The 19,607-nt window shown below is 57.0% G+C and carries 22 protein-coding genes; 13 read left to right on the top strand and 9 right to left on the bottom strand.

Features of this window, described 5'->3' with window-relative positions; genetic code table 11:
- Positions 1-3 precede the first annotated feature (3 nt).
- Both nth and NL116_RS24925 read left to right on the top strand, forming a co-directional pair.
- On the top strand, positions 4-642 hold the full coding sequence (gene nth / locus NL116_RS24920) for an endonuclease III (protein WP_494374477.1): 639 nt from the start codon (positions 4-6) through the stop codon (positions 640-642).
- A gap of 106 nt (positions 643-748) precedes the next feature.
- Positions 749-928: a PA3496 family putative envelope integrity protein gene (locus NL116_RS24925; protein ID WP_007898493.1), complete on the top strand. Its 180-nt coding sequence runs from the start codon at positions 749-751 to the stop codon at positions 926-928.
- A gap of 82 nt (positions 929-1,010) precedes the next feature.
- On the opposite strand, the gene NL116_RS24930 is transcribed toward NL116_RS24925, so the two are convergent.
- Positions 1,011-1,637, bottom strand: a complete 627-nt coding sequence (locus tag NL116_RS24930; protein WP_007943575.1) for a response regulator transcription factor — start codon at positions 1,635-1,637, stop codon at positions 1,011-1,013.
- A gap of 584 nt (positions 1,638-2,221) precedes the next feature.
- Here NL116_RS24930 and NL116_RS24935 point away from each other — a divergent pair.
- On the top strand, positions 2,222-2,827 hold the full coding sequence (locus NL116_RS24935; protein WP_494374478.1) for a hypothetical protein: 606 nt from the start codon (positions 2,222-2,224) through the stop codon (positions 2,825-2,827).
- 154 nt (positions 2,828-2,981) lie between these two features.
- Here the strand turns inward: NL116_RS24935 and NL116_RS24940 are convergent, their stop codons facing one another.
- Together NL116_RS24940 and NL116_RS24945 are read right to left on the bottom strand one after the other, a co-directional pair.
- Entirely contained in the window at positions 2,982-4,199 is a 1,218-nt protein-coding gene (locus NL116_RS24940; RefSeq protein ID WP_027922848.1) for an argininosuccinate synthase, read from the bottom strand.
- A 128-nt stretch (positions 4,200-4,327) separates the two neighbouring features.
- A complete protein-coding gene (locus NL116_RS24945; protein WP_494374479.1) occupies positions 4,328-5,239 on the bottom strand; it encodes a flagellar protein MotY in 912 nt (303 codons plus the stop codon).
- A 159-nt stretch (positions 5,240-5,398) separates the two neighbouring features.
- On the opposite strand from NL116_RS24945, the gene pyrC reads away from it, so the two are divergent.
- Together pyrC and rnt are read left to right on the top strand one after the other, a co-directional pair.
- A complete protein-coding gene (pyrC, locus tag NL116_RS24950; protein ID WP_027922846.1) occupies positions 5,399-6,445 on the top strand; it encodes a dihydroorotase in 1,047 nt (348 codons plus the stop codon).
- On the top strand, positions 6,442-7,119 hold the full coding sequence (gene rnt, locus NL116_RS24955) for a ribonuclease T (RefSeq protein ID WP_027922845.1): 678 nt from the start codon (positions 6,442-6,444) through the stop codon (positions 7,117-7,119). Before pyrC ends, rnt begins: the two co-directional genes overlap by 4 nt.
- Before the next feature lie 73 nt (positions 7,120-7,192).
- Here rnt and NL116_RS24960 read toward each other — a convergent pair whose 3' ends face one another.
- On the bottom strand, positions 7,193-7,795 hold the full coding sequence (locus NL116_RS24960) for a peroxiredoxin (protein WP_027922844.1): 603 nt from the start codon (positions 7,793-7,795) through the stop codon (positions 7,193-7,195).
- A gap of 314 nt (positions 7,796-8,109) precedes the next feature.
- Here NL116_RS24960 and NL116_RS24965 point away from each other — a divergent pair, with 314 nt between their 5' ends.
- Together NL116_RS24965 and bfr are read left to right on the top strand one after the other, a co-directional pair.
- Positions 8,110-8,328 (top strand): bacterioferritin-associated ferredoxin, encoded by a 219-nt coding sequence (locus tag NL116_RS24965; protein WP_007943567.1) that lies wholly within the window; start codon positions 8,110-8,112, stop codon positions 8,326-8,328.
- A gap of 198 nt (positions 8,329-8,526) precedes the next feature.
- Entirely contained in the window at positions 8,527-9,003 is a 477-nt protein-coding gene (gene bfr / locus NL116_RS24970) for a bacterioferritin (RefSeq protein WP_494374480.1), read from the top strand.
- An 85-nt stretch (positions 9,004-9,088) separates the two neighbouring features.
- Here bfr and grxD read toward each other — a convergent pair whose 3' ends face one another.
- The 3 genes from grxD to plzR all read right to left on the bottom strand — a co-directional run bounded on the left by grxD (position 9,089) and on the right by plzR (position 12,058).
- On the bottom strand, positions 9,089-9,430 hold the full coding sequence (gene grxD, locus NL116_RS24975; RefSeq protein ID WP_007943565.1) for a Grx4 family monothiol glutaredoxin: 342 nt from the start codon (positions 9,428-9,430) through the stop codon (positions 9,089-9,091).
- Positions 9,431-9,527: 97 nt separating this feature from the next.
- Positions 9,528-11,633, bottom strand: coding sequence for a molybdopterin oxidoreductase family protein (locus NL116_RS24980; protein ID WP_494374481.1), 2,106 nt, complete (start codon positions 11,631-11,633; stop codon positions 9,528-9,530).
- A gap of 134 nt (positions 11,634-11,767) precedes the next feature.
- Positions 11,768-12,058, bottom strand: a complete 291-nt coding sequence (gene plzR / locus NL116_RS24985; RefSeq protein WP_494374482.1) for a PlzR type 4 pili assembly inhibitor — start codon at positions 12,056-12,058, stop codon at positions 11,768-11,770.
- Positions 12,059-12,462: 404 nt separating this feature from the next.
- On the opposite strand from plzR, the gene argF reads away from it, so the two are divergent.
- Together argF and NL116_RS24995 are read left to right on the top strand one after the other, a co-directional pair.
- Positions 12,463-13,383 (top strand): ornithine carbamoyltransferase, encoded by a 921-nt coding sequence (gene argF / locus NL116_RS24990; RefSeq protein WP_494374483.1) that lies wholly within the window; start codon positions 12,463-12,465, stop codon positions 13,381-13,383.
- Entirely contained in the window at positions 13,380-14,489 is a 1,110-nt protein-coding gene (locus NL116_RS24995) for an ABC transporter ATP-binding protein (RefSeq protein WP_494374484.1), read from the top strand. Before argF ends, NL116_RS24995 begins: the two co-directional genes overlap by 4 nt.
- Before the next feature lie 116 nt (positions 14,490-14,605).
- Here NL116_RS24995 and NL116_RS25000 read toward each other — a convergent pair whose 3' ends face one another.
- Together NL116_RS25000 and ybaK are read right to left on the bottom strand one after the other, a co-directional pair.
- Positions 14,606-15,388, bottom strand: a complete 783-nt coding sequence (locus NL116_RS25000; RefSeq protein ID WP_494374485.1) for a PhzF family phenazine biosynthesis protein — start codon at positions 15,386-15,388, stop codon at positions 14,606-14,608.
- 15 nt (positions 15,389-15,403) lie between these two features.
- Positions 15,404-15,874: a Cys-tRNA(Pro) deacylase gene (gene ybaK, locus NL116_RS25005; RefSeq protein WP_494374486.1), complete on the bottom strand. Its 471-nt coding sequence runs from the start codon at positions 15,872-15,874 to the stop codon at positions 15,404-15,406.
- 135 nt (positions 15,875-16,009) lie between these two features.
- On the opposite strand from ybaK, the gene NL116_RS25010 reads away from it, so the two are divergent.
- From NL116_RS25010 to NL116_RS25025, 4 genes are all read left to right on the top strand, one after another.
- A complete protein-coding gene (locus NL116_RS25010; protein ID WP_494374487.1) occupies positions 16,010-16,204 on the top strand; it encodes a hypothetical protein in 195 nt (64 codons plus the stop codon).
- A gap of 40 nt (positions 16,205-16,244) precedes the next feature.
- Complete coding sequence (locus NL116_RS25015; protein WP_494374488.1) at positions 16,245-17,096, top strand: MIP/aquaporin family protein; 852 nt, start codon at positions 16,245-16,247, stop codon at positions 17,094-17,096.
- A 74-nt stretch (positions 17,097-17,170) separates the two neighbouring features.
- Entirely contained in the window at positions 17,171-18,676 is a 1,506-nt protein-coding gene (gene glpK, locus NL116_RS25020) for a glycerol kinase GlpK (protein WP_494374489.1), read from the top strand.
- 94 nt (positions 18,677-18,770) lie between these two features.
- Positions 18,771-19,526: a DeoR family transcriptional regulator gene (locus NL116_RS25025; RefSeq protein ID WP_007943555.1), complete on the top strand. Its 756-nt coding sequence runs from the start codon at positions 18,771-18,773 to the stop codon at positions 19,524-19,526.
- The last annotated feature ends 81 nt before the right edge of the window (positions 19,527-19,607 follow it).

Here is a 19,607-nt window from a genome sequence, read left to right on the forward strand (position 1 = left end):
TCCATGAATGCCGCAAAACGTTTGGAAATTTTCCGCCGGTTGCACGAAGACAACCCGGAACCCAAGACTGAACTGGCTTACTCGTCACCCTTCGAATTGCTGATTGCCGTCATTCTTTCCGCTCAGTCGACCGATGTCGGCGTCAACAAGGCCACCGCCAAACTTTATCCCGTGGCCAACACCCCGGCGGCGATTTATGCGCTGGGCGTCGAAGGGCTGTCGGAATACATCAAGACGATCGGTCTGTTTAACAGCAAAGCGAAAAACGTCATCGAAACCTGTCGCTTGCTGGTGGAGCGCCACGGCGGCGAAGTCCCGCAAACCCGCGAGGAACTGGAAGCGCTCCCTGGCGTCGGCCGCAAGACCGCGAACGTGCTGCTCAATACTGCCTTTCGCCAACTGACCATGGCGGTGGACACCCACATCTTCCGGGTCAGCAACCGCACCGGCATTGCTCCTGGCAAGAATGTCGTCGAGGTTGAACAGAAACTGATGAAGTTTGTTCCCAAGCAATACCTGCTCGACTCGCATCACTGGCTGATCCTTCACGGGCGCTACGTTTGCCTGGCCCGAAAGCCCCGCTGCGGCAGCTGCCGGATCGAGGACCTGTGCGAATACAAGCAAAAGACTTCGGATGATTGAGGCGCTATTAAAATTATTGATGTATCGATTGAAAAAATCTTTTTTACCCGCCGGGAGATTATCGATATAAGGGGCGCCAAAGGCAGTCTTAGCCTGGAGTTGACCTATGAGCACTGGCAAAGAGCAATTGGACGTAGAAGACGACTTCACACCCGTTGAGGCTGATGACGCTGAACCGGTGGTGGAAGTGGCAAAGACCAACCTGAGCAAACGTCGCACCATCGACAATTTGCTGGAGGAGCGCCGACTGCAAAAGCAATTGGCCGATTACGATTTTGACCTGTAACACCTAAAAGCCTCCCGAAACGGAGGCTTTTTACTAGGCGCCAATCGCTGATAAGCACGGCTTCATCAGACGTGGGTGGCACTTATACCAGGCCATTGCGTTGAGCCAGTTCAATCAGGTCAACCAGGGAGCGAGCATTAAGCTTCAACAACAGGCGGGTTTTGTAGGTACTGACGGTTTTATTACTGAGAAACATTCCATCGGCAATCTCCTTATTAGTCTTTCCTCTGGCCAACTGTTGTAAAACCATCATTTCGCGTCCGGACAAACGATCCACCATATCCGCTTCACTGGCGTTACCAAGACTTGACCGTACGGTATGCAACGCTTGATTCGGAAAGTAACTGTAGCCTGAAAGTACGGCTTTTATTGCACTGAGCAACTCAGTCAGGTCCTGTTGTTTACAGACATAGCCTGCAGCCCCCGACTGCATGCAACGCATGGAAAAATGCCCCGGCGCCTGCGACGTCAATATCAGCACTTTAAGTGGCATCGCCGTCGATGTCAGTCGCGCAATGACCTCTAGCCCGTCCAGTTTGGGTATTCCAATATCCAGAATGACAATATCAGGCATAAGTTCGCGAGCAAGTTGTAATGCGTCCACGCCGTTATCTGTTTCTGCAATGACTTCGTAGCCATGGCGCTCCATTAGCATACGTACCGCTAGACGAATGACGGGGTGATCATCCACGATCAGCACTTTATTCATGGGCAAGTCCAATTTCGCTGTTCGAATTTTTAGAGCCCGCACAATAGCCTAGTCACTTCATCCGTGGGATGCCGCCTCCCTCAGCCACCCATAGCCAGAGACATTTCTTACAAACTAAAAAGATTCGTCCTACAAATTTCTTAAAACAAATTGCATCCTGCGAAGTATCAAATCTCCCGAAGTCTGCCACCCGGAAATTTTTCTGTATCGAATTACCGCAATAAAAAAATGGCAAGGCATGACGCGCGCGCCTTCGGACATCCCATCAGAATTCAGCTACGCTTAAAGCCAAGCAGGTTGTTCCCCTCGATAAAAAAACTCACACAAAAAAATTACGTTCAGAAACATCCAAACCTTATTTCAGGACACATTTAAAAACCAGACAACACCACGATACTTTCCAGCAAAACATCCCATAGACAAGCAAACAATAGCGCCATTCCATCAAAGCCTGAAAACTACAATGCCAAACTGGAGACTTACCCAACTACACCACCACCAACTTTCACACGATATAACCAACACCTCAACAAACGACCTTTTAACCCTTCGAGAAAAAGTTAATACCCTAATGAGCAACGAACATGAAAAAACCCAAATGCAAAATTACCAACCCCATGACTATCATTGCAATATTCGCCACACTGTCTGAAGCATCGGCGGCCGTCTCACTGCCTTTTCTCGGCGATGAAGAACGAGCGCTTTACATCTGGTTCCTGATCAGCTTTCCGTTTTATTTGCTTTTACTATTTTTCGCGACCCTCAACTTCAACTATCGGTCGCTCTATGCGCCTTCTGATTTTGAGAAGGGAGAGCACTTTTTAACCGTCATGAAAAGCGCAGGTCGCAAGGACAATACTCCCTCCACCCCTGATCTTCCGGCCCGGCATTACGTCTGCCTGCCTGAACGGCTGAAGGATCTGCACATCGTCGATGCGCGCGTAGCGGGTCATCCGTTGGCATTCAGTTTGCTGCTGGAGAGCATTCAGCCTCCACAGAAAAACCTCGCGCAAGTGATCGTATTTCTGACGTGCGCAGACTCGGAGACATCGCTGAAAGAAAGCGTGCTCAAGCATTCGAAACTGACAAAGAAGCGCAGCGGTTCCATCTTCTGCGTCGCCTATAATTCGAGTTCGCAAGCGCTGACAATCATTGGCCAAACGTTTTATCCGGCAGAGACCGGCAGGTAGCTCTTGAAGAGCAAAAGGAGAGAAAAACAGCAGGAAGGCGTAACGGGCATCAAGAAAAAGCTAAACGCTAAATGAACAACAGGCAGAACATCCCTCTTGCGAGGTGTGGCCTTGTCACCGACAAGGCCACACTTCTATTACCCGCTCAAAAGACTCAGAACAGCTTGCGGCCTTTGTTCGCGGCAATGCGCATACGCAGGGCGTTGAGCTTGATGAAGCCCGCCGCATCGGCCTGGTTGTAAGCGCCGCCGTCTTCTTCGAAGGTCGCGATGTTGGCATCGAACAACGATTCGTCAGACTTGCGACCGGTCACGATCACGTTGCCTTTGTACAGCTTCAGGCGAACAACGCCGTTCACGTGGGCCTGGGATGCATCGATCATCTGTTGCAGCATCAGACGCTCAGGGCTCCACCAGTAACCGGTGTAGATCAGGCTGGCATACTTGGGCATCAACTCGTCTTTGAGGTGAGCCACTTCGCGGTCCAGGGTGATCGATTCGATCGCACGGTGAGCGCGCAGCATGATGGTGCCGCCAGGGGTTTCGTAGCAGCCACGAGACTTCATCCCGACGTAACGGTTCTCGACGATATCGAGACGGCCGATACCGTGTTCACCACCGATACGGTTCAGTGTCGCCAGCACAGTGGCCGGGGTCATTTCGACGCCGTCCAGTGCAACGATGTCGCCGTTACGGTAGGTCAGTTCCAGGTATTGCGGTTTGTCTGGAGCGTTCTCCGGGGAGACGGTCCATTTCCACATGTCTTCTTCGTGCTCGGTCCAGGTGTCTTCCAGCACGCCGCCTTCATAGGAGATGTGCAGCAGGTTGGCATCCATCGAGTACGGGGATTTTTTCTTGCCGTGACGCTCGATCGGGATGTTGTGCTTTTCAGCGTAATCCATCAGCTTTTCACGGGACAGCAGGTCCCACTCGCGCCACGGAGCAATCACTTTCACACCTGGCTTCAAGGCGTACGCACCCAGTTCGAAACGAACCTGGTCGTTGCCCTTGCCTGTGGCGCCGTGGGAAATGGCGTCAGCACCGGTTTCGTTGGCGATTTCAATCAGGCGTTTGGCGATCAACGGACGAGCGATGGAAGTACCCAGCAGGTACTCGCCTTCGTAAACGGTGTTGGCGCGGAACATCGGAAAAACGAAATCGCGCACGAATTCTTCGCGCAAGTCGTCGATGTAGATCTCTTTGACGCCCATGGCCTGTGCCTTGGCGCGCGCAGGTTCGACCTCTTCGCCCTGACCCAGGTCAGCGGTGAAGGTCACCACTTCACAGTTATAAGTATCCTGCAGCCACTTGAGGATCACCGAAGTGTCCAGGCCGCCGGAATACGCCAGAACGACCTTGTTTACGTCCGCCATGCCATCACTCCACGGGGTTCTACGGAAAGCCGTGAAGTCTACCGGTCATACGAAATAATTTACAGTGGCGCGACAGCTTATGACGACGAAGCGACAGATTCTGTCGAGCGAGCGACGACTTCGGAGGGTCAGGAGGTCGTCGCGGCGCTTCCCGGTGTCGCCCCTTGAGGCGCGACTTTCTCGGTCGGCGCGACGCGTTCCAGACGCACGGCAACCCGTCGATTTTTTGCGCGGTTGGCGGCGTTGGTATTCGGCGCCACAGGGTAGCGCTCGCCGTGGAAGCGCATGGTGATCTGCGATTCCTGAATGCCGTTGGCCTTGAAGTAATCCATCACCGCCAATGCGCGGCGGCGCGACAGTTCACGGTTGGCCAGGCGATTGCCGCTGTTGTCGGAGTGCCCGTCGAGCTCGATGTGATTGACCGACGGATCAGCCTTCATGAACTCCAGCATCACTTGCAACTGCGCCTTGGCGTGCGCATCAAGATCAATACCTTCGGCACCCGTGAAAGTGATTTCGGACTGTTTGACCTGTTCGAAATTTTTCGGCAACAGTTTCGCCACGCAACTCTGGTAGTCGTTGAATGCCTTGCTGAACTTGACCGGCAACAGCCGAACTTCCGACACCCGGCCATCACCAGAGGCATGCCGGATCACCGGACTGCGGCCATCGATCAAGCCACTGATCAAGCGCCCGGCCTGAGCTTGCGAGCTATTGAACAGCACATTGCCGCTGCCCAGGCGCACCGAGCCCAGATTGATGTCGCCACGCCCCGGCTGCCACGGCGCGGCCGCTGCCAGTAAGGTCGCCGAACCGCCGCCGATCATCGCGTTGTAGGTATTCAGACGAAATATCGCCTGCTCACCGGCACGGCGTACGAACTCACCCGACCCGAAATCGGTGATCGGCTGAGTCAGGCGGCATTCGAACTTGTCGCCTTCGACCGTCCACTCGATGCTCTCCAGACGCGTCTGGAAAGTGAGCGCCATCGCAGGAAGGCTGGCAAACACACTGAGCAAGGCTAAATAACGCTGGCGCACGGGAGGCTCCACTGGCTTCTACAACAAAAAGACCGACACACGCATGTTTCCGGCATACCTGATTCATATCGGTAGGTTCCTGCAAAACTTGATAGCGAGTGCCTGCAAGAGTCTTTTCCGGTAGCATTCCCCTGAGTTTGACCCGCCTGGAATCCCCTCATGTCCGACCGCCTGACCCTGCTGCGTCCCGACGACTGGCACATTCATCTTCGCGATGGTGCCGTGTTGACCAATACCGTTGCGGATGTTGCGCGCACCTTTGGTCGCGCCATCATCATGCCCAACCTGGTACCTCCGGTGCGTAACGCCGCTGAAGCCGACGGCTATCGCCAGCGAATCCTCGCTGCACGCCCGGCCGGCAGTCGCTTCGAACCGTTGATGGTGCTTTACCTGACTGACCGCACCCAGCCCGAAGAAATTCGCGAGGCCAAGGCCAGCGGTTTCGTGTACGCCGCCAAGCTGTACCCGGCCGGCGCGACCACCAACTCGGATTCTGGCGTCACCAGCATCGACAAGATCTTTCCTGCTCTTGAGGCCATGGCCGAAGTCGGAATGCCCTTGCTGATCCACGGCGAAGTCACCCGTGGCGATGTCGACGTGTTCGACCGCGAGAAAATCTTCATCGATGAGCACATGCGCCGTGTGGTCGAGCGTTTCCCGACGCTCAAAGTGGTGTTCGAGCACATCACCACCGCCGATGCCGTGCAGTTCGTCAACGAGGCTTCGGCCAATGTCGGCGCAACCATCACTGCTCATCACCTGCTGTACAACCGCAACCACATGCTGGTAGGCGGGATTCGGCCGCACTTCTATTGCCTGCCGATTCTCAAGCGCAATACGCACCAGGAAGCCCTGCTCGACGCCGCCACCAGCGGCAGCGAAAAGTTCTTCCTGGGCACTGACTCGGCCCCCCACGCCCAGCACGCCAAAGAAGCCGCGTGCGGCTGCGCCGGTTGCTACACCGCGTATGCAGCCATCGAGATGTACGCTGAAGCGTTCGAACAGCGTAACGCGCTGGACAAACTCGAAGCCTTCGCCAGCCTCAACGGCCCGCGTTTCTATGGCCTGCCGGCGAACACCGACCGCATTACCCTGGTCCGCGATGAGTGGACCGCCCCAACCAGCCTGCCATTTGGCGAGTTGACCGTTATCCCGCTGCGCGCCGGTGAAAAACTGCGCTGGCGCCTGCTGGAGGAACACGCGTGAGTGAAGACCATTTCGATGACGAACAGGACGGTCAAGGCGGTGGAGGCGGTCCTCGTCATCCAATGGCAGCCAGGTTCCGTGGTTACCTGCCGGTCGTCGTCGACGTAGAAACCGGTGGTTTCAACTCGGCCACCGACGCCCTGCTGGAAATTGCTGCAACCACCATCGCCATGGACGAGAAAGGGTTTGTGTACCCCGATCACACCTATTTCTTCCGTGTAGAGCCCTTTGAAGGCGCGAACATCGAAGCGGCGGCACTGGAATTCACCGGGATCAAACTCGATCACCCGCTGCGCATGGCCGTGAGTGAAGAAGCGGCGCTGACGGATATCTTCCGCGGCATCCGCAAAGCCCTGAAAGCCAACGGCTGCAAACGGGCGATTCTGGTTGGCCACAACAGCAGCTTCGACCTGGGCTTCCTCAACGCAGCGGTCGCACGTCTGGACATGAAACGTAACCCGTTTCATCCGTTCTCCAGCTTCGACACCGCGACCCTTGCCGGCCTGGCTTACGGTCAAACCGTGCTGGCCAAAGCCTGTCAGGCGGCGGATATCGACTTCGACGGTCGTGAGGCGCACTCGGCTCGTTATGACACCGAGAAAACGGCCGAACTGTTCTGCGGCATCGTCAATCGCTGGAAACAGATGGGCGGCTGGGAAGACTTCAACGACTGATCTGTCGCTGATGAATCCTGCGCATAAAAAAACCGGCCACTGAGGCCGGTTTTTTTATGCCTGACGCTTGGGCTTACAGTGCCGCAGCGTGCTCGGTCAGGTAAGCAGCAACGCCTTCTGGCGAAGCGTTCATGCCCTTGTCGCCTTTTTTCCAGTTGGCAGGGCAAACTTCGCCGTGCTCTTCGTGGAATTGCAGAGCGTCGACCAGACGGATCAGCTCTTCCATGTTACGGCCCAGCGGCAGGTCGTTGATGATCTGCGAGCGGACAACGCCTTTGTCGTCGATCAGGAACGCGCCACGGAAAGCCACGCCGTCAGCGGACTGAACGTCGTAGGCCTTCATGATTTCCTGCTTGATGTCGGCAGCCATGGTGTAGCGAACCTGGCCAATACCGCCATTGTTCACCGGGGTGTTGCGCCAGGCGTTGTGAGTGAAGTGCGAGTCGATCGACACGGCAACCACTTCAACGTTGCGGGACTTGAAGTCCGCCATGCGGTTGTCCAGAGCGATCAGCTCGGACGGGCAAACGAAGGTGAAGTCCAGTGGGTAGAAGAACACCAGGCCGTATTTGCCTTTGATGGCCGACGACAGGGTGAAGCTGTCTACGATTTCGCCATTGCCGAGGACGGCTGGTACGGTGAAGTCCGGGGCTTGTTTGCCTACGAGTACGCTCATTGGATATCTCCTGGTCTATTAACGTGAAGAACTGGATTCGCATCAGCCTGCCACCCTCAGGCGACAGCCCTGTGACACGACCCCCTTCGAAGGACCGACCATCATACACGGCGTTTTTAGGCTGTCCTCAACGGTTTTTTTGCAGGACGGTTAAAATTGCGATGGAGGGCATTACTGGCAGATTGCCTGGATGAAAACCGTTCGTCGGTGGCGACCGCTTATAACGCAAAGCTTTCAGAAACCACTTTGACAATCATTCTCGTTAACATTAAGATCCATCGCAATTGAGTCACAACCAGCGACGGTTTTTTCTTATGTATGTCTGCCTCTGCACTGGTGTCACCGACGGTCAAATCCGCGATGCAATCTATGAAGGTTGCTGCAGCTATAAGGAAGTCCGCCAGGCCACCGGCGTCGCCAGCCAATGCGGCAAATGCGCTTGCCTTGCAAAGGAAGTGGTTCGCGAAACCCTGACCAAATTGCAATCGGCCCAGGCAGCGATTCCTTTCCCGGTAGAATTTACTGCCGCGTAAGCGCCCCTCTTTCAAAGAACCGGACTGATGTCCGGTTTTTTTATGCCTGAAAATCAATCGCTTACGCCCTAGACGCGGAACACAAACATTCTTATTCCGATTAATTTTCATATAAGTTTCAATAACTTAGGTTTGACACCCTGACATGCGCGGCTCAAACTCAGCCTTATTGACAGCTACTCAGGGCAGGACCCCATCATGAAAGGCGACGTAACAGTCATCCAGCATCTCAACAAGATCCTTGCCAATGAGCTGGTCGCGATCAATCAATACTTCTTGCATGCGCGCATGTATGAAGATTGGGGCCTGAACAAGCTGGGCAAGCACGAGTACCACGAATCCATCGATGAGATGAAGCACGCGGACAAGCTGATCAAACGCATCCTGTTCCTTGAAGGCCTGCCGAACGTCCAGGACCTGGGCAAGCTGCACATCGGCGAACACACCCAGGAAATGCTTGAGTGCGATCTGCGTATCGAACGCACCGGCCACGCCGATCTGAAAGTTGCCATCGCTCATTGTGAAACGGTCGGCGACTTCGGTAGCCGTGAACTGCTCGAAGATATTCTCGAATCTGAAGAAGAACATATCGACTGGCTGGAAACCCAATTGGGCCTGATCGATAAAGTAGGCCTTGAGAACTACCTGCAATCGCAGATGGGCGAAGACGAGTAAGTGAGCGCCCGCTAAACACGAGACATTAAAAAGCCCCGCTCTCTTTTAAAGAGGCGGGGCTTTTGTATTGCCTACAGAGATCGAATCAGGCTTCGGTCTTGTTGGCAGCAGCCGCTTCAACAGCGGCTTTGATCGTGGTCTGCAACGAACCGTCAGCCGCCATCTCGGTCATGATGTCGCTACCGCCGACCAGCTCACCACCGACCCACAGTTGCGGGAAAGTTGGCCAGTTGGCGTATTTCGGCAGGTTGGCGCGGATTTCCGGGTTCTGCAGGATGTCCACGTACGCAAACTTTTCGCCACATGCCATCACGGCCTGCGCAGCTTTCGCGGAGAAGCCACACTGCGGGGCATTCGGCGAACCTTTCATGTAAAGCAGAATGGTGTTGTTAGCAATCTGCTCTTTAATCGTTTCGATGATATCCATGGAGCACCTCGGCTGAACTTTCCGACTCAGAGGTCGGCACGGTGGCGCATTGTAACGGAAACCCGAGCGCCATGCTCGGTCTCCCCGACAGACACGATCACGCCGCCGACACAGTGACCGGCACGCCGTTCAACGCCGCATTTCCTGACAACTCGTCGAGCTGACATTCGTCGGTCAGGTCATTGGCGCTGGAACCCGGCTGACCACTGGCAATCGTCATTTGTACACCCGGCCGCGCATGCCCCCAGCCGTGGGGCAGGCTGACCACGCCTTTCATCATGTCCAGGCTGGCGACCACTTCCACCTCAATCATCCCGACCCGTGAACTCACCCGCACACGTTGTCCATCGCTGAGCCCGCGACTGGACAGGTCGTCCGGGTGCATCAGCAATTGATGACGTGGTTTGCCTTTGACCAAGCGGTGATAGTTGTGCATCCACGAATTGTTGCTTCGCACATGACGGCGGCCAATCATCAGCAACTGATCAGCGGCCGGTGCTGGTAGTGCGGCGAAACGTGCGAGGTCGGCAAGGATAACCGGCGGCGCTGCCTGCACGCGTTGATTGGCGGTTTTCAAACGTGGCGCGAGGTTGGATTTCAATGCGCCCAGGTCGACCCCATGCGGATGGTCGAACAAGGTTGCCAGCGACAGCTTGTGTTCCGACGCATCGCCATATAACCCCATCCGCAAGCCAAGGTCGATCATTTGCGCAGGAGGAATCGTCGGCTTGAGTTCCTTTCCAGTCTTCGCGGCAAACGCCTTGGCCAGGCCGACAAAGATCTCCCAGTCATGCAGCGCGCCGTCAGGCCTGGCCAGAATCGCCCGGTTGAAACGCGTCACGTTGCGCACCGCGAACAGGTTGAACGTGGTGTCGTAGTGATCGTTTTCCAGGGCGGAGGTCGACGGCAAAATCAGGTTGGCATAGCGCGTGGTTTCATTGATGTACAGGTCGACGCTGACCATGAACTCCAAGCCATCCAGCGCCTGTTCCAGTTGCCGGCCATTAGGTGTGGACAGCACCGGATTGCCGGCGACGGTGATCAACGCGCGGACCTGCCCTTCCCCTTCGCTGAGCATTTCTTCGGCCAAAGCTGATACTGGCAATTCACCGCTGTACTCCGGACGCCCGGACACTCGGCTTTGCCACCGATTGAAATGCCCGCCCGAGGTCGACGCCACCAGGTCCACCGCTGGCTCGGTGCACAACGCACCGCCGACGCGATCAAGGTTGCCGGTGACCAGATTGATCAATTGCACCAGCCAATGGCACAGCGTACCGAACGCTTGGGTCGAGACGCCCATGCGCCCGTAACACACCGCGGTCGGCGCTGCCGCGAAATCCCGGGCCAATTGGCGGATCTGTTCGGCCGGCACGGCGCACAACGGGCTCATGGCTTCGGCGGTAAACGTGGCAATAGCCTGACGTACATCATCCAGACCGTCGATCGGCAAATGACTCTCACGCGTCAGGTTTTCAGCGAACAACGTATTGAGCAGCCCGAACAACAACGCCGCATCGCCACCGGGACGCACGAACAGATGCTGATCGGCAATCGCTGCCGTTTCGCTGCGACGCGGATCGACCACCACGACTTTGCCGCCCCGGGCCTGAATCGCCTTCAAGCGCTTCTCCACATCCGGCACGGTCATGATGCTGCCGTTGGAAGCCAGCGGGTTACCGCCCAGGATCAGCATGAAATCGGTGTGATCGATGTCCGGAATCGGCAACAACAACCCATGGCCGTACATCAAATGGCTGGTCAGGTGATGCGGCAACTGGTCGACGGACGTCGCGGAAAAACGGTTACGGGTTTTCAACAGACCCAGGAAATAATTGCTGTGGGTCATCAACCCATAGTTATGCACACTGGGGTTGCCTTGGTACACCGCCACCGCGTTCTGCCCGTGACGCTCCTGAATCGCCGCGAGGCGTTCGGCTACCAGACTGAAGGCGTCTTCCCACGCGATAGGCTGCCATTCGCTGCCCACGCGCAGCATCGGCTGACGCAGACGATCCGGATCGTTCTGAATATCTTGCAGGGCCACCGCCTTGGGGCAAATGTGGCCACGGCTGAACGTATCCAGCGGATCGCCCTTGATCGAAGTGATCTGCACCGCGCCGTCAGCTTCGGTGGTTTCGATGGTCAGGCCGCAAATGGCTTCACACAAGTGGCAGGCACGGTGATGGAGAGTCTTGGTCATGGCCAGTCTCTGTCTTGTTCTGGGCGGGCAATATCAGCCGCGGGATCAAAACTATGGCGCCAGACACGCGCCTGCGCCAGCGACGTTCGTCTTGTGAATCGGCCCCCATCAGGCCAGCCAATGGCCGTAAGAACTTAGTTCGGCGGCAACCGGGGTGGCGCCTGAAACTGGATTTCCTGAAGGGTTTGGACTTGTTCCTGGGGAACATGCACCTCGGTGAGCTCGCCGATCAGCCGCCAATGCTCGTCGAGCCCGGTGCTGATGGTTGCCATACGGTCGATCATCCGTCGACCAGCGGCCTTGGTGACCTCATCTTCACTGCGCATCAATTCGAAGCACATCGAGGTCATTGAGGCGGTGAGGTGGGTCAGGGAGCGAGCCGTGAGGCCGAGTAAATCCATTAAGAGCTGTTCTTTCGATTCCATTTCGAAGGCTTCCTGCGTCACTCGTCAGGTAGTTATAACCCAGCACTTTGCATTAGCAAATGTTTCAACAAAGGCACATTCCCAGCGGAGTCCTCGACGCCGGGTCAGAAGCGACCGCCATTGAACTATTGCCGCCCCGCTTGTTTGCAATGCCCCGCAGCCCCAGTGTACAAATGAGCGGCTACCGTAAGGAAAAAGGCTTCTAATGCGCTAAAGCGATCAGACCGTAGCCCTGTGAAACACCCTAAAAAACGTAGCCCTATTGGTAAGACGCGACATTTAATTATAAGATCGCGCCTTCCCCTATTTCGTCGCCCCGTGCGGCTTACGCCGCAGGTCTCGCCCGTTGTTCCGTTAAACAAGGCTTTGAGCATCTGCGGTTTGTAGCAAAAAGGTAGTCAATGATGAGCGCAAGGCACTTTCTCTCCCTGATGGATTGCACGCCCGAAGAGCTGGTCAGCGTGATCCGTCGAGGCGTTGAGCTCAAGGACCTGCGTAACCGCGGCGTACTGTTCGAGCCTCTGAAAAACCGCGTCCTGGGGATGATTTTCGAGAAATCATCCACCCGGACCCGGATCTCGTTCGAAGCCGGCATGATCCAGCTCGGCGGCCAGGCGATCTTCCTTTCACCGCGCGACACGCAATTGGGCCGTGGCGAGCCGATCGGCGACTGCGCGATCGTCATGTCGAGCATGCTCGACGCGGTGATGATCCGCACCTTTGCCCACAGCACCCTGACCGAATTCGCTGCCAACTCCCGCGTGCCGGTGATCAATGGCCTGTCCGACGACCTGCACCCGTGCCAGTTGCTGGCCGACATGCAGACCTTCCTCGAACATCGCGGTTCGATCCAGGGTAAGACCGTTGCCTGGATCGGCGACGGCAACAACATGTGCAACAGCTATATAGAAGCGGCGATCCAGTTCGACTTCCAGCTGCGCATTGCCTGCCCTGAAGGTTATGAACCCAACCCTGATTTCGTGGCCAGGGCCGGCGATCGTGTGACCATCGTCCGCGATCCAAAGGACGCCGTGCGCGGCGCCCACCTGGTGAGCACCGATGTCTGGACCTCCATGGGCCAGGAAGAAGAAACCGCCAAGCGCCTTAAGCTGTTCGCGCCCTACCAAGTCAATCGCGCACTGCTCGACCTGGCTGCGGACGACGTGTTGTTCATGCACTGCCTGCCGGCCCACCGCGGTGAAGAGATCAGCGTCGACCTGCTCGACGACAAGCGCTCAGTCGCTTGGGATCAAGCCGAAAACCGCCTTCACGCACAAAAGGCCCTGCTCGAATTTCTCGTCCCGCCTTCGTATCACCACGCATGAGCCAGCCATTACTGCTTAACCTGCGCAACCTCGCCTGCGGCTATCAAGACCAGCGGGTCGTGCAGAACCTCAACCTGCATTTGAACGCCGGCGACATCGGCTGTCTGCTCGGTTCTTCGGGCTGCGGCAAAACCACAACGTTGCGAGCGATTGCCGGTTTCGAACCGGTGCATGAAGGTGAAATCACCTTGGCCGGCGAGACCCTTTCCCGCGCCGGTTTCACCCTCGCCCCGGAGAAACGCCGGATCGGCATGGTGTTCCAGGATTACGCGCTTTTTCCGCATTTGAGCGTGGGCGAGAATATTGCCTTCGGGATCCGCAAACATCCGCAAAAGGATCGCGTGATTGAGGAACTGCTGGAACTGGTCAACCTGAACAACCTCGGCAAGCGCTTCCCGCATGAACTGTCTGGCGGCCAGCAGCAGCGCGTGGCCTTGGCCCGTGCCTTGGCACCGGAACCGCAACTGCTGTTGCTCGACGAACCGTTCTCCAATCTTGATGGCGAACTGCGACGCAAGCTCAGCCATGAAGTGCGCGACATTCTCAAGGCCCGTGGCACCAGCGCGATTCTGGTGACCCACGACCAGGAAGAAGCATTCGCCGTCAGCGATCATGTCGGCGTGTTCAAGGAAGGCCGGCTGGAACAATGGGACACGCCTTACAACCTGTATCACGAACCGCAGACACCGTTTGTGGCCAGCTTCATCGGCCAGGGTTACTTCATTCGTGGCCAGTTGAGCAGCCCGGAATCGGTGCAAACCGAGCTGGGTGAACTTCGCGGCAATCGGGCTTACACCTGGCCGATGGGCGGCGCGGTGGATGTGTTGCTGCGCCCGGACGATATCGTCTACGCACCGGACAGCTCGCTGAAAGCGCGAATCGTCGGCAAGTCGTTCCAGGGCGCGTCGACGTTGTATCGGCTGCAGATGCCAACCGGAGCGCAGCTGGAATCGATTTTTCCGAGCCATGCCGATCATCAGGTCGGTGCTGATGTCGGTATACGTGTCGCGGCTGATCACTTGGTGCTGTTTCAGGCATCGGGCAGCGTTGCCGCGCAGATTCCGGCCGTCGAATCGGGCGTGCGCCGCTACAGCAATGCCAACTGATCCACACCATCCAAATGTGGGAGCGAGCGTGCTCGCGATAGCGGTGTAGCAGTCGACATTATCGTTAACTGACACGCCGCCATCGCGAGCAAGCTCGCTCCCACAGTTGTTTTGCGTTAGGCCAACATCAGCGTTCCGCTCGCAACCAGCGTCGCATTCCCGCCAATTTTTACCCGATCACCTTCCAACCGACAGAACAACTGCCCGCCGCGTTTCGAACACTGATACGCGGTCAGGCTCGATTTACCCAGCCGTTTCGACCAATACGGAATCAGGCTGCAATGGGTCGAGCCGGTCACCGGGTCTTCATTGATACCAATCGCCGGCGCGAAGTAGCGTGAGACAAAATCATGCTTGTTGCCTTTGGCGGTTACGATCGCCCCGGGCCACGGCAGCTTCGCCAATGCGACCATGTCTGGCTGGCAGTCGAGCACAGCCTGTTCGGACTCCAGCACCACAAACAACTCGTTTGAACCCAGCACATCGACCACTTCGACACCCAGGGCGCGCTCAACGTCCAGGGTGACGCCGACTTCCGAAGGCGTAATCGCCGGAAAGTCCAGCCACAAACGCTCCCCTTCGCGGCTCACGCTCAACGGGCCGGACTTGCAAATGAAGTCCAGGCGTTCGGCAGGTTCTTTATAGATTTCAAACAACACATAGGCGCTGGCCAGCGTCGCATGGCCGCACAACGGCACCTCGGTGGTCGGAGTAAACCAGCGGATGTGCCACCTCTGCCCTTCGCGCACCACGAAGGCGGTTTCGGCGAGATTGTGTTCAGCGGCGATTTTCTGCATCAGCTCATCGGCGAGCCAGGCATCAAGCCGATAGACCATCGCCGGGTTGCCACTGAACGGCCTATCACTGAACGCGTCGACCTGGTGAAATTCAAGCTGCATGACTATCTCCCTGATTCAAACACGGCCGATATCGGCGAATTGCGCTTGCGTGTGCTCAGCCAATACTGCTGGCGCCAACTCCACTTCCAGACCACGTCGACCGGCACTGACAAAAATGCTGGCGAAAGGCTGAGCCGAGTTATCGATGAAAGTACGCAAACGTTTCTTCTGCCCTAACGGACTGATTCCACCCAACAGGTAACCCGTGGCGCGCTGCGCAGCCGCCGGATCGGCCATTTCGACTTTTTTCACCCCCGCCGCATGCGCCAGGTGCTTCAAGTCCAGACTCCCGACGACCGGTACCACCGCCACCAGCAATTCGCCTTTTTCACTGGCCGCCAGCAGGGTTTTGAACACCTGCGCCGGGTCGAGCCCGAGTTTCTCTGCAGCCTCCAATCCATAGGACGCGGCCTTTGGATCATGTTCGTAACTGTGCACGCGATGTTCGGCTCGAACTTTTTTCAACAAATCCAATGCGGGGGTCATGACAGCTCCTGACTGGGCGGCAGTAGAAAATCCTGCATTGAATTCTAAGACATCGACTTGCAAAAGGCTCTATTGCGGCCCTGTTTTCAAGGGTCTGCGGCAAATCTTACCGTTCGTCCGCGCAGGAACCACTGCGTGAACAATACGATCATTCACCTGACTAATAGTTGGATTGTGACCGACAGTTCACTTTCGACCTTTGACAGCAGTGTTTCTTGTCTATATTTTTTCGAATCTGAATACAGCACGGAAATTCCTACGGCAGCACCCGCAGTAGACCAAGACCAGGATGGGGATCCTGCCTTGGTGAAAATCGCGCTTCGACCATGATGAAAAAAGCGCCAGACAACAAAAAAAATTGAGGTTTTCAATGACAACTGCTTTACAACAACCGTCGCTCTCGAGCCAATGCATGGCGGAGTTCCTGGGCACTGCCCTGCTTATCTTTTTCGGCACCGGTTGTGTTGCCGCGCTCAAGGTCGCGGGTGCCAGCTTTGGCCTGTGGGAAATCAGCATCATCTGGGGCGTCGGCGTCAGCATGGCGATCTACCTGACTGCCGGGGTTTCCGGGGCGCACCTCAATCCTGCCGTGAGCATTGCGCTGAGCATTTTCGCTGACTTCGAAAAGCGTAAATTGCCGTTTTATATCCTCGCCCAAGTGGCGGGCGCCTTTTGCGGCGCGCTGCTGGTCTACACGCTGTACAGCAATCTCTTCTTCGATTTCGAACAAACCCACCACATGGTCCGTGGCACTCAGGCCAGCCTGGAATTGGCGTCGGTGTTCTCGACCTTCCCCAACCCGGCCCTGACCACGGCCCAAGCGTTCCTGGTGGAAGTGATCATCACCGCGATCCTGATGGGCGTGATCATGTCCCTGACCGATGACAACAACGGCCTGCCCAACGGGCCGATGGCGCCGCTGCTGATCGGCCTGCTGATTGCGGTGATTGGCAGCTCGATGGGCCCGCTGACCGGCTTTGCGATGAACCCGGCGCGAGATTTCGGTCCGAAACTGATGACTTTCTTCGCGGGCTGGGGTGAAATTTCCTTCACCGGCGGACGTGATATCCCGTACTTCCTGATTCCTGTTTTTGCACCGATTGTCGGTGCCTGCCTCGGTGCTGCCGCCTATCGCGGGCTGATTGCCCGTCATCTGCCCAGCGCCACACCTGCTACAAAGGAAGCAACATCGGCCATTGACGGCAAACCAAGCACTTCTTGATACCGTAGGCGCGTGACCCTGCCCCAGTGGCGCGCGCCTGACTTCACTCCCTTTTTTCGTCCAAGGCAATCGACATGACCGACACTCAGAACAAGAATTACATCATTGCCCTCGATCAGGGTACGACCAGCTCGCGCGCGATCATTTTCGACCGCGATGCCAATGTGGTCTGCACCGCCCAGCGCGAATTCGCCCAGCATTACCCGCAAGCCGGCTGGGTCGAACATGACCCGATGGAAATCTTCGCCACTCAAAGCGCCGTGATGGTCGAGGCCCTGGCACAAGCCGGCCTGCATCACGACCAGGTCGCGGCCATCGGCATCACCAACCAGCGCGAAACCACCGTGGTCTGGGACAAGACCACCGGCCGCCCGATCTACAACGCGATCGTCTGGCAGTGCCGCCGCAGCACCGAGATCTGCCAGCAACTCAAGCGCGACGGTCACGAACAATACATCAGCGACACCACGGGCCTGGTCACCGACCCGTACTTTTCCGGCACCAAACTCAAGTGGATCCTCGACAACGTCGAAGGCAGCCGCGAGCGTGCACGCGACGGCGAACTGCTGTTCGGCACCGTCGACAGCTGGCTGATCTGGAAATTTACCGGCGGCAAAGTCCACGTCACCGACTACACCAACGCCTCACGCACCATGCTCTTCAACATCCACACCCTGGAGTGGGACGCGAAGATGCTGGAAGTGCTGGATATTCCCCGCGAGATGCTGCCAACGGTTAAGTCATCCTCGGAAATCTACGGCCACACTAAAAGCGGCATCGCCATTGGCGGCATCGCCGGTGACCAGCAGGCCGCCCTGTTCGGCCAGATGTGCGTCGAGCCCGGCCAGGCGAAAAACACCTACGGCACCGGCTGCTTCCTGCTGATGAACACCGGCGACAAAGCGGTGAAGTCCAAGCACGGCATGCTGACCACCATCGCTTGCGGCCCACGTGGCGAAGTGGCGTACGCACTGGAAGGTGCGGTATTCAACGGCGGCTCCACGGTTCAGTGGCTGCGTGATGAACTGAAAATCATCAATGACGCCCATGACACCGAATACTTCGCCAACAAGGTCAAAGACAGCAACGGCGTGTACCTGGTGCCGGCCTTCACTGGCCTGGGCGCTCCATACTGGGACCCGTATGCCCGTGGCGCATTGTTCGGCCTGACGCGCGGTGTGCGCGTGGACCACATCATTCGTGCCGCGCTGGAATCGATTGCCTACCAGACCCGGGACGTGCTCGACGCCATGCAACAGGATTCCGGCGAACGTCTCAAAGCCCTGCGCGTGGATGGCGGTGCGGTAGCGAACAACTTCCTGATGCAATTCCAGGCCGACATCCTTGGCACTCAGGTCGAGCGTCCGCAAATGCGTGAAACCACTGCACTGGGCGCTGCTTACCTGGCCGGCCTGGCGTGTGGCTTCTGGGGCAGCCTGGAAGAACTGCGCGGCAAGGCTGTGATCGAGCGCGAATTCGAACCGACCCTGGACGAAACCGCGAAGGAAAAACTCTACGCCGGCTGGAAGAAAGCCGTCAGCCGCACCCGCGACTGGGAACCGCATGAAGGCGCTGAATAAGCCAACAACGGGTTCCAGATAGGTTGTAACTGGTCGGGAGCGGATTCCTGCGGCATCATGGGCAAATTTTGCACGGCAGCCCAAAGGAAGCCCCATGAATCTGCCTCCCCGTCAGCAGCAAATCCTCGAACTGGTTCGCGAACGCGGCTACGTCAGTATCGAGGAAATGGCCACGCTGTTCGTCGTCACACCGCAAACCATTCGCCGCGATATCAATCAGCTGGCGGAAGCCAATCTGTTGCGTCGCTACCATGGCGGCGCGGCCTACGATTCCAGTGTCGAAAACACCGCCTACGCCATGCGCGCCGATCAGATGCGCGATGAAAAACAGCGCATTGGCGAAGCCATTGCCGCCCAGATCCCCGATCACGCCTCGTTGTTCATCAATATCGGTACCACCACCGAGTCGATTGCCCGGGCGCTGCTCAACCACAATCACCTGAAAATTATCACCAACAACCTGCACGTGGCTTCGATGCTCAGCGCCAAGGACGACTTCGACGTCCTGCTGACCGGTGGCAACGTGCGGCGCGACGGCGGTGTGGTCGGTCAGGCGAGTGTCGATTTTATCAATCAGTTCAAAGTCGACTTCGCGTTAGTGGGCATTAGCGGCATCGACGAAGACGGCAGCCTGCTGGACTTCGATTATCAGGAAGTGCGGGTGTCGCAGGCGATCATTGCCAATGCGCGGCAAGTGATTCTGGCGGCGGACTCCAGCAAATTCGGGCGCAACGCCATGATTCGCCTGGGGCCGATCAGCCTGATCGATTGCCTGGTCACCGATCAGCCGCCAGTCCCGGCGTTGGCGCAGTTGTTGAGTCAGCACAAGATTCGACTCGAAGTCGTTTAACACCTCTCACATCGTCGGCGTCTGTACCGACGCCGTCGCGAGCAAGCTCGCTCCCACAGGGTGTACGCAATACTTGTGGGA

This window comes from Pseudomonas sp. FBCC-B1667 (assembly GCF_059133255.1).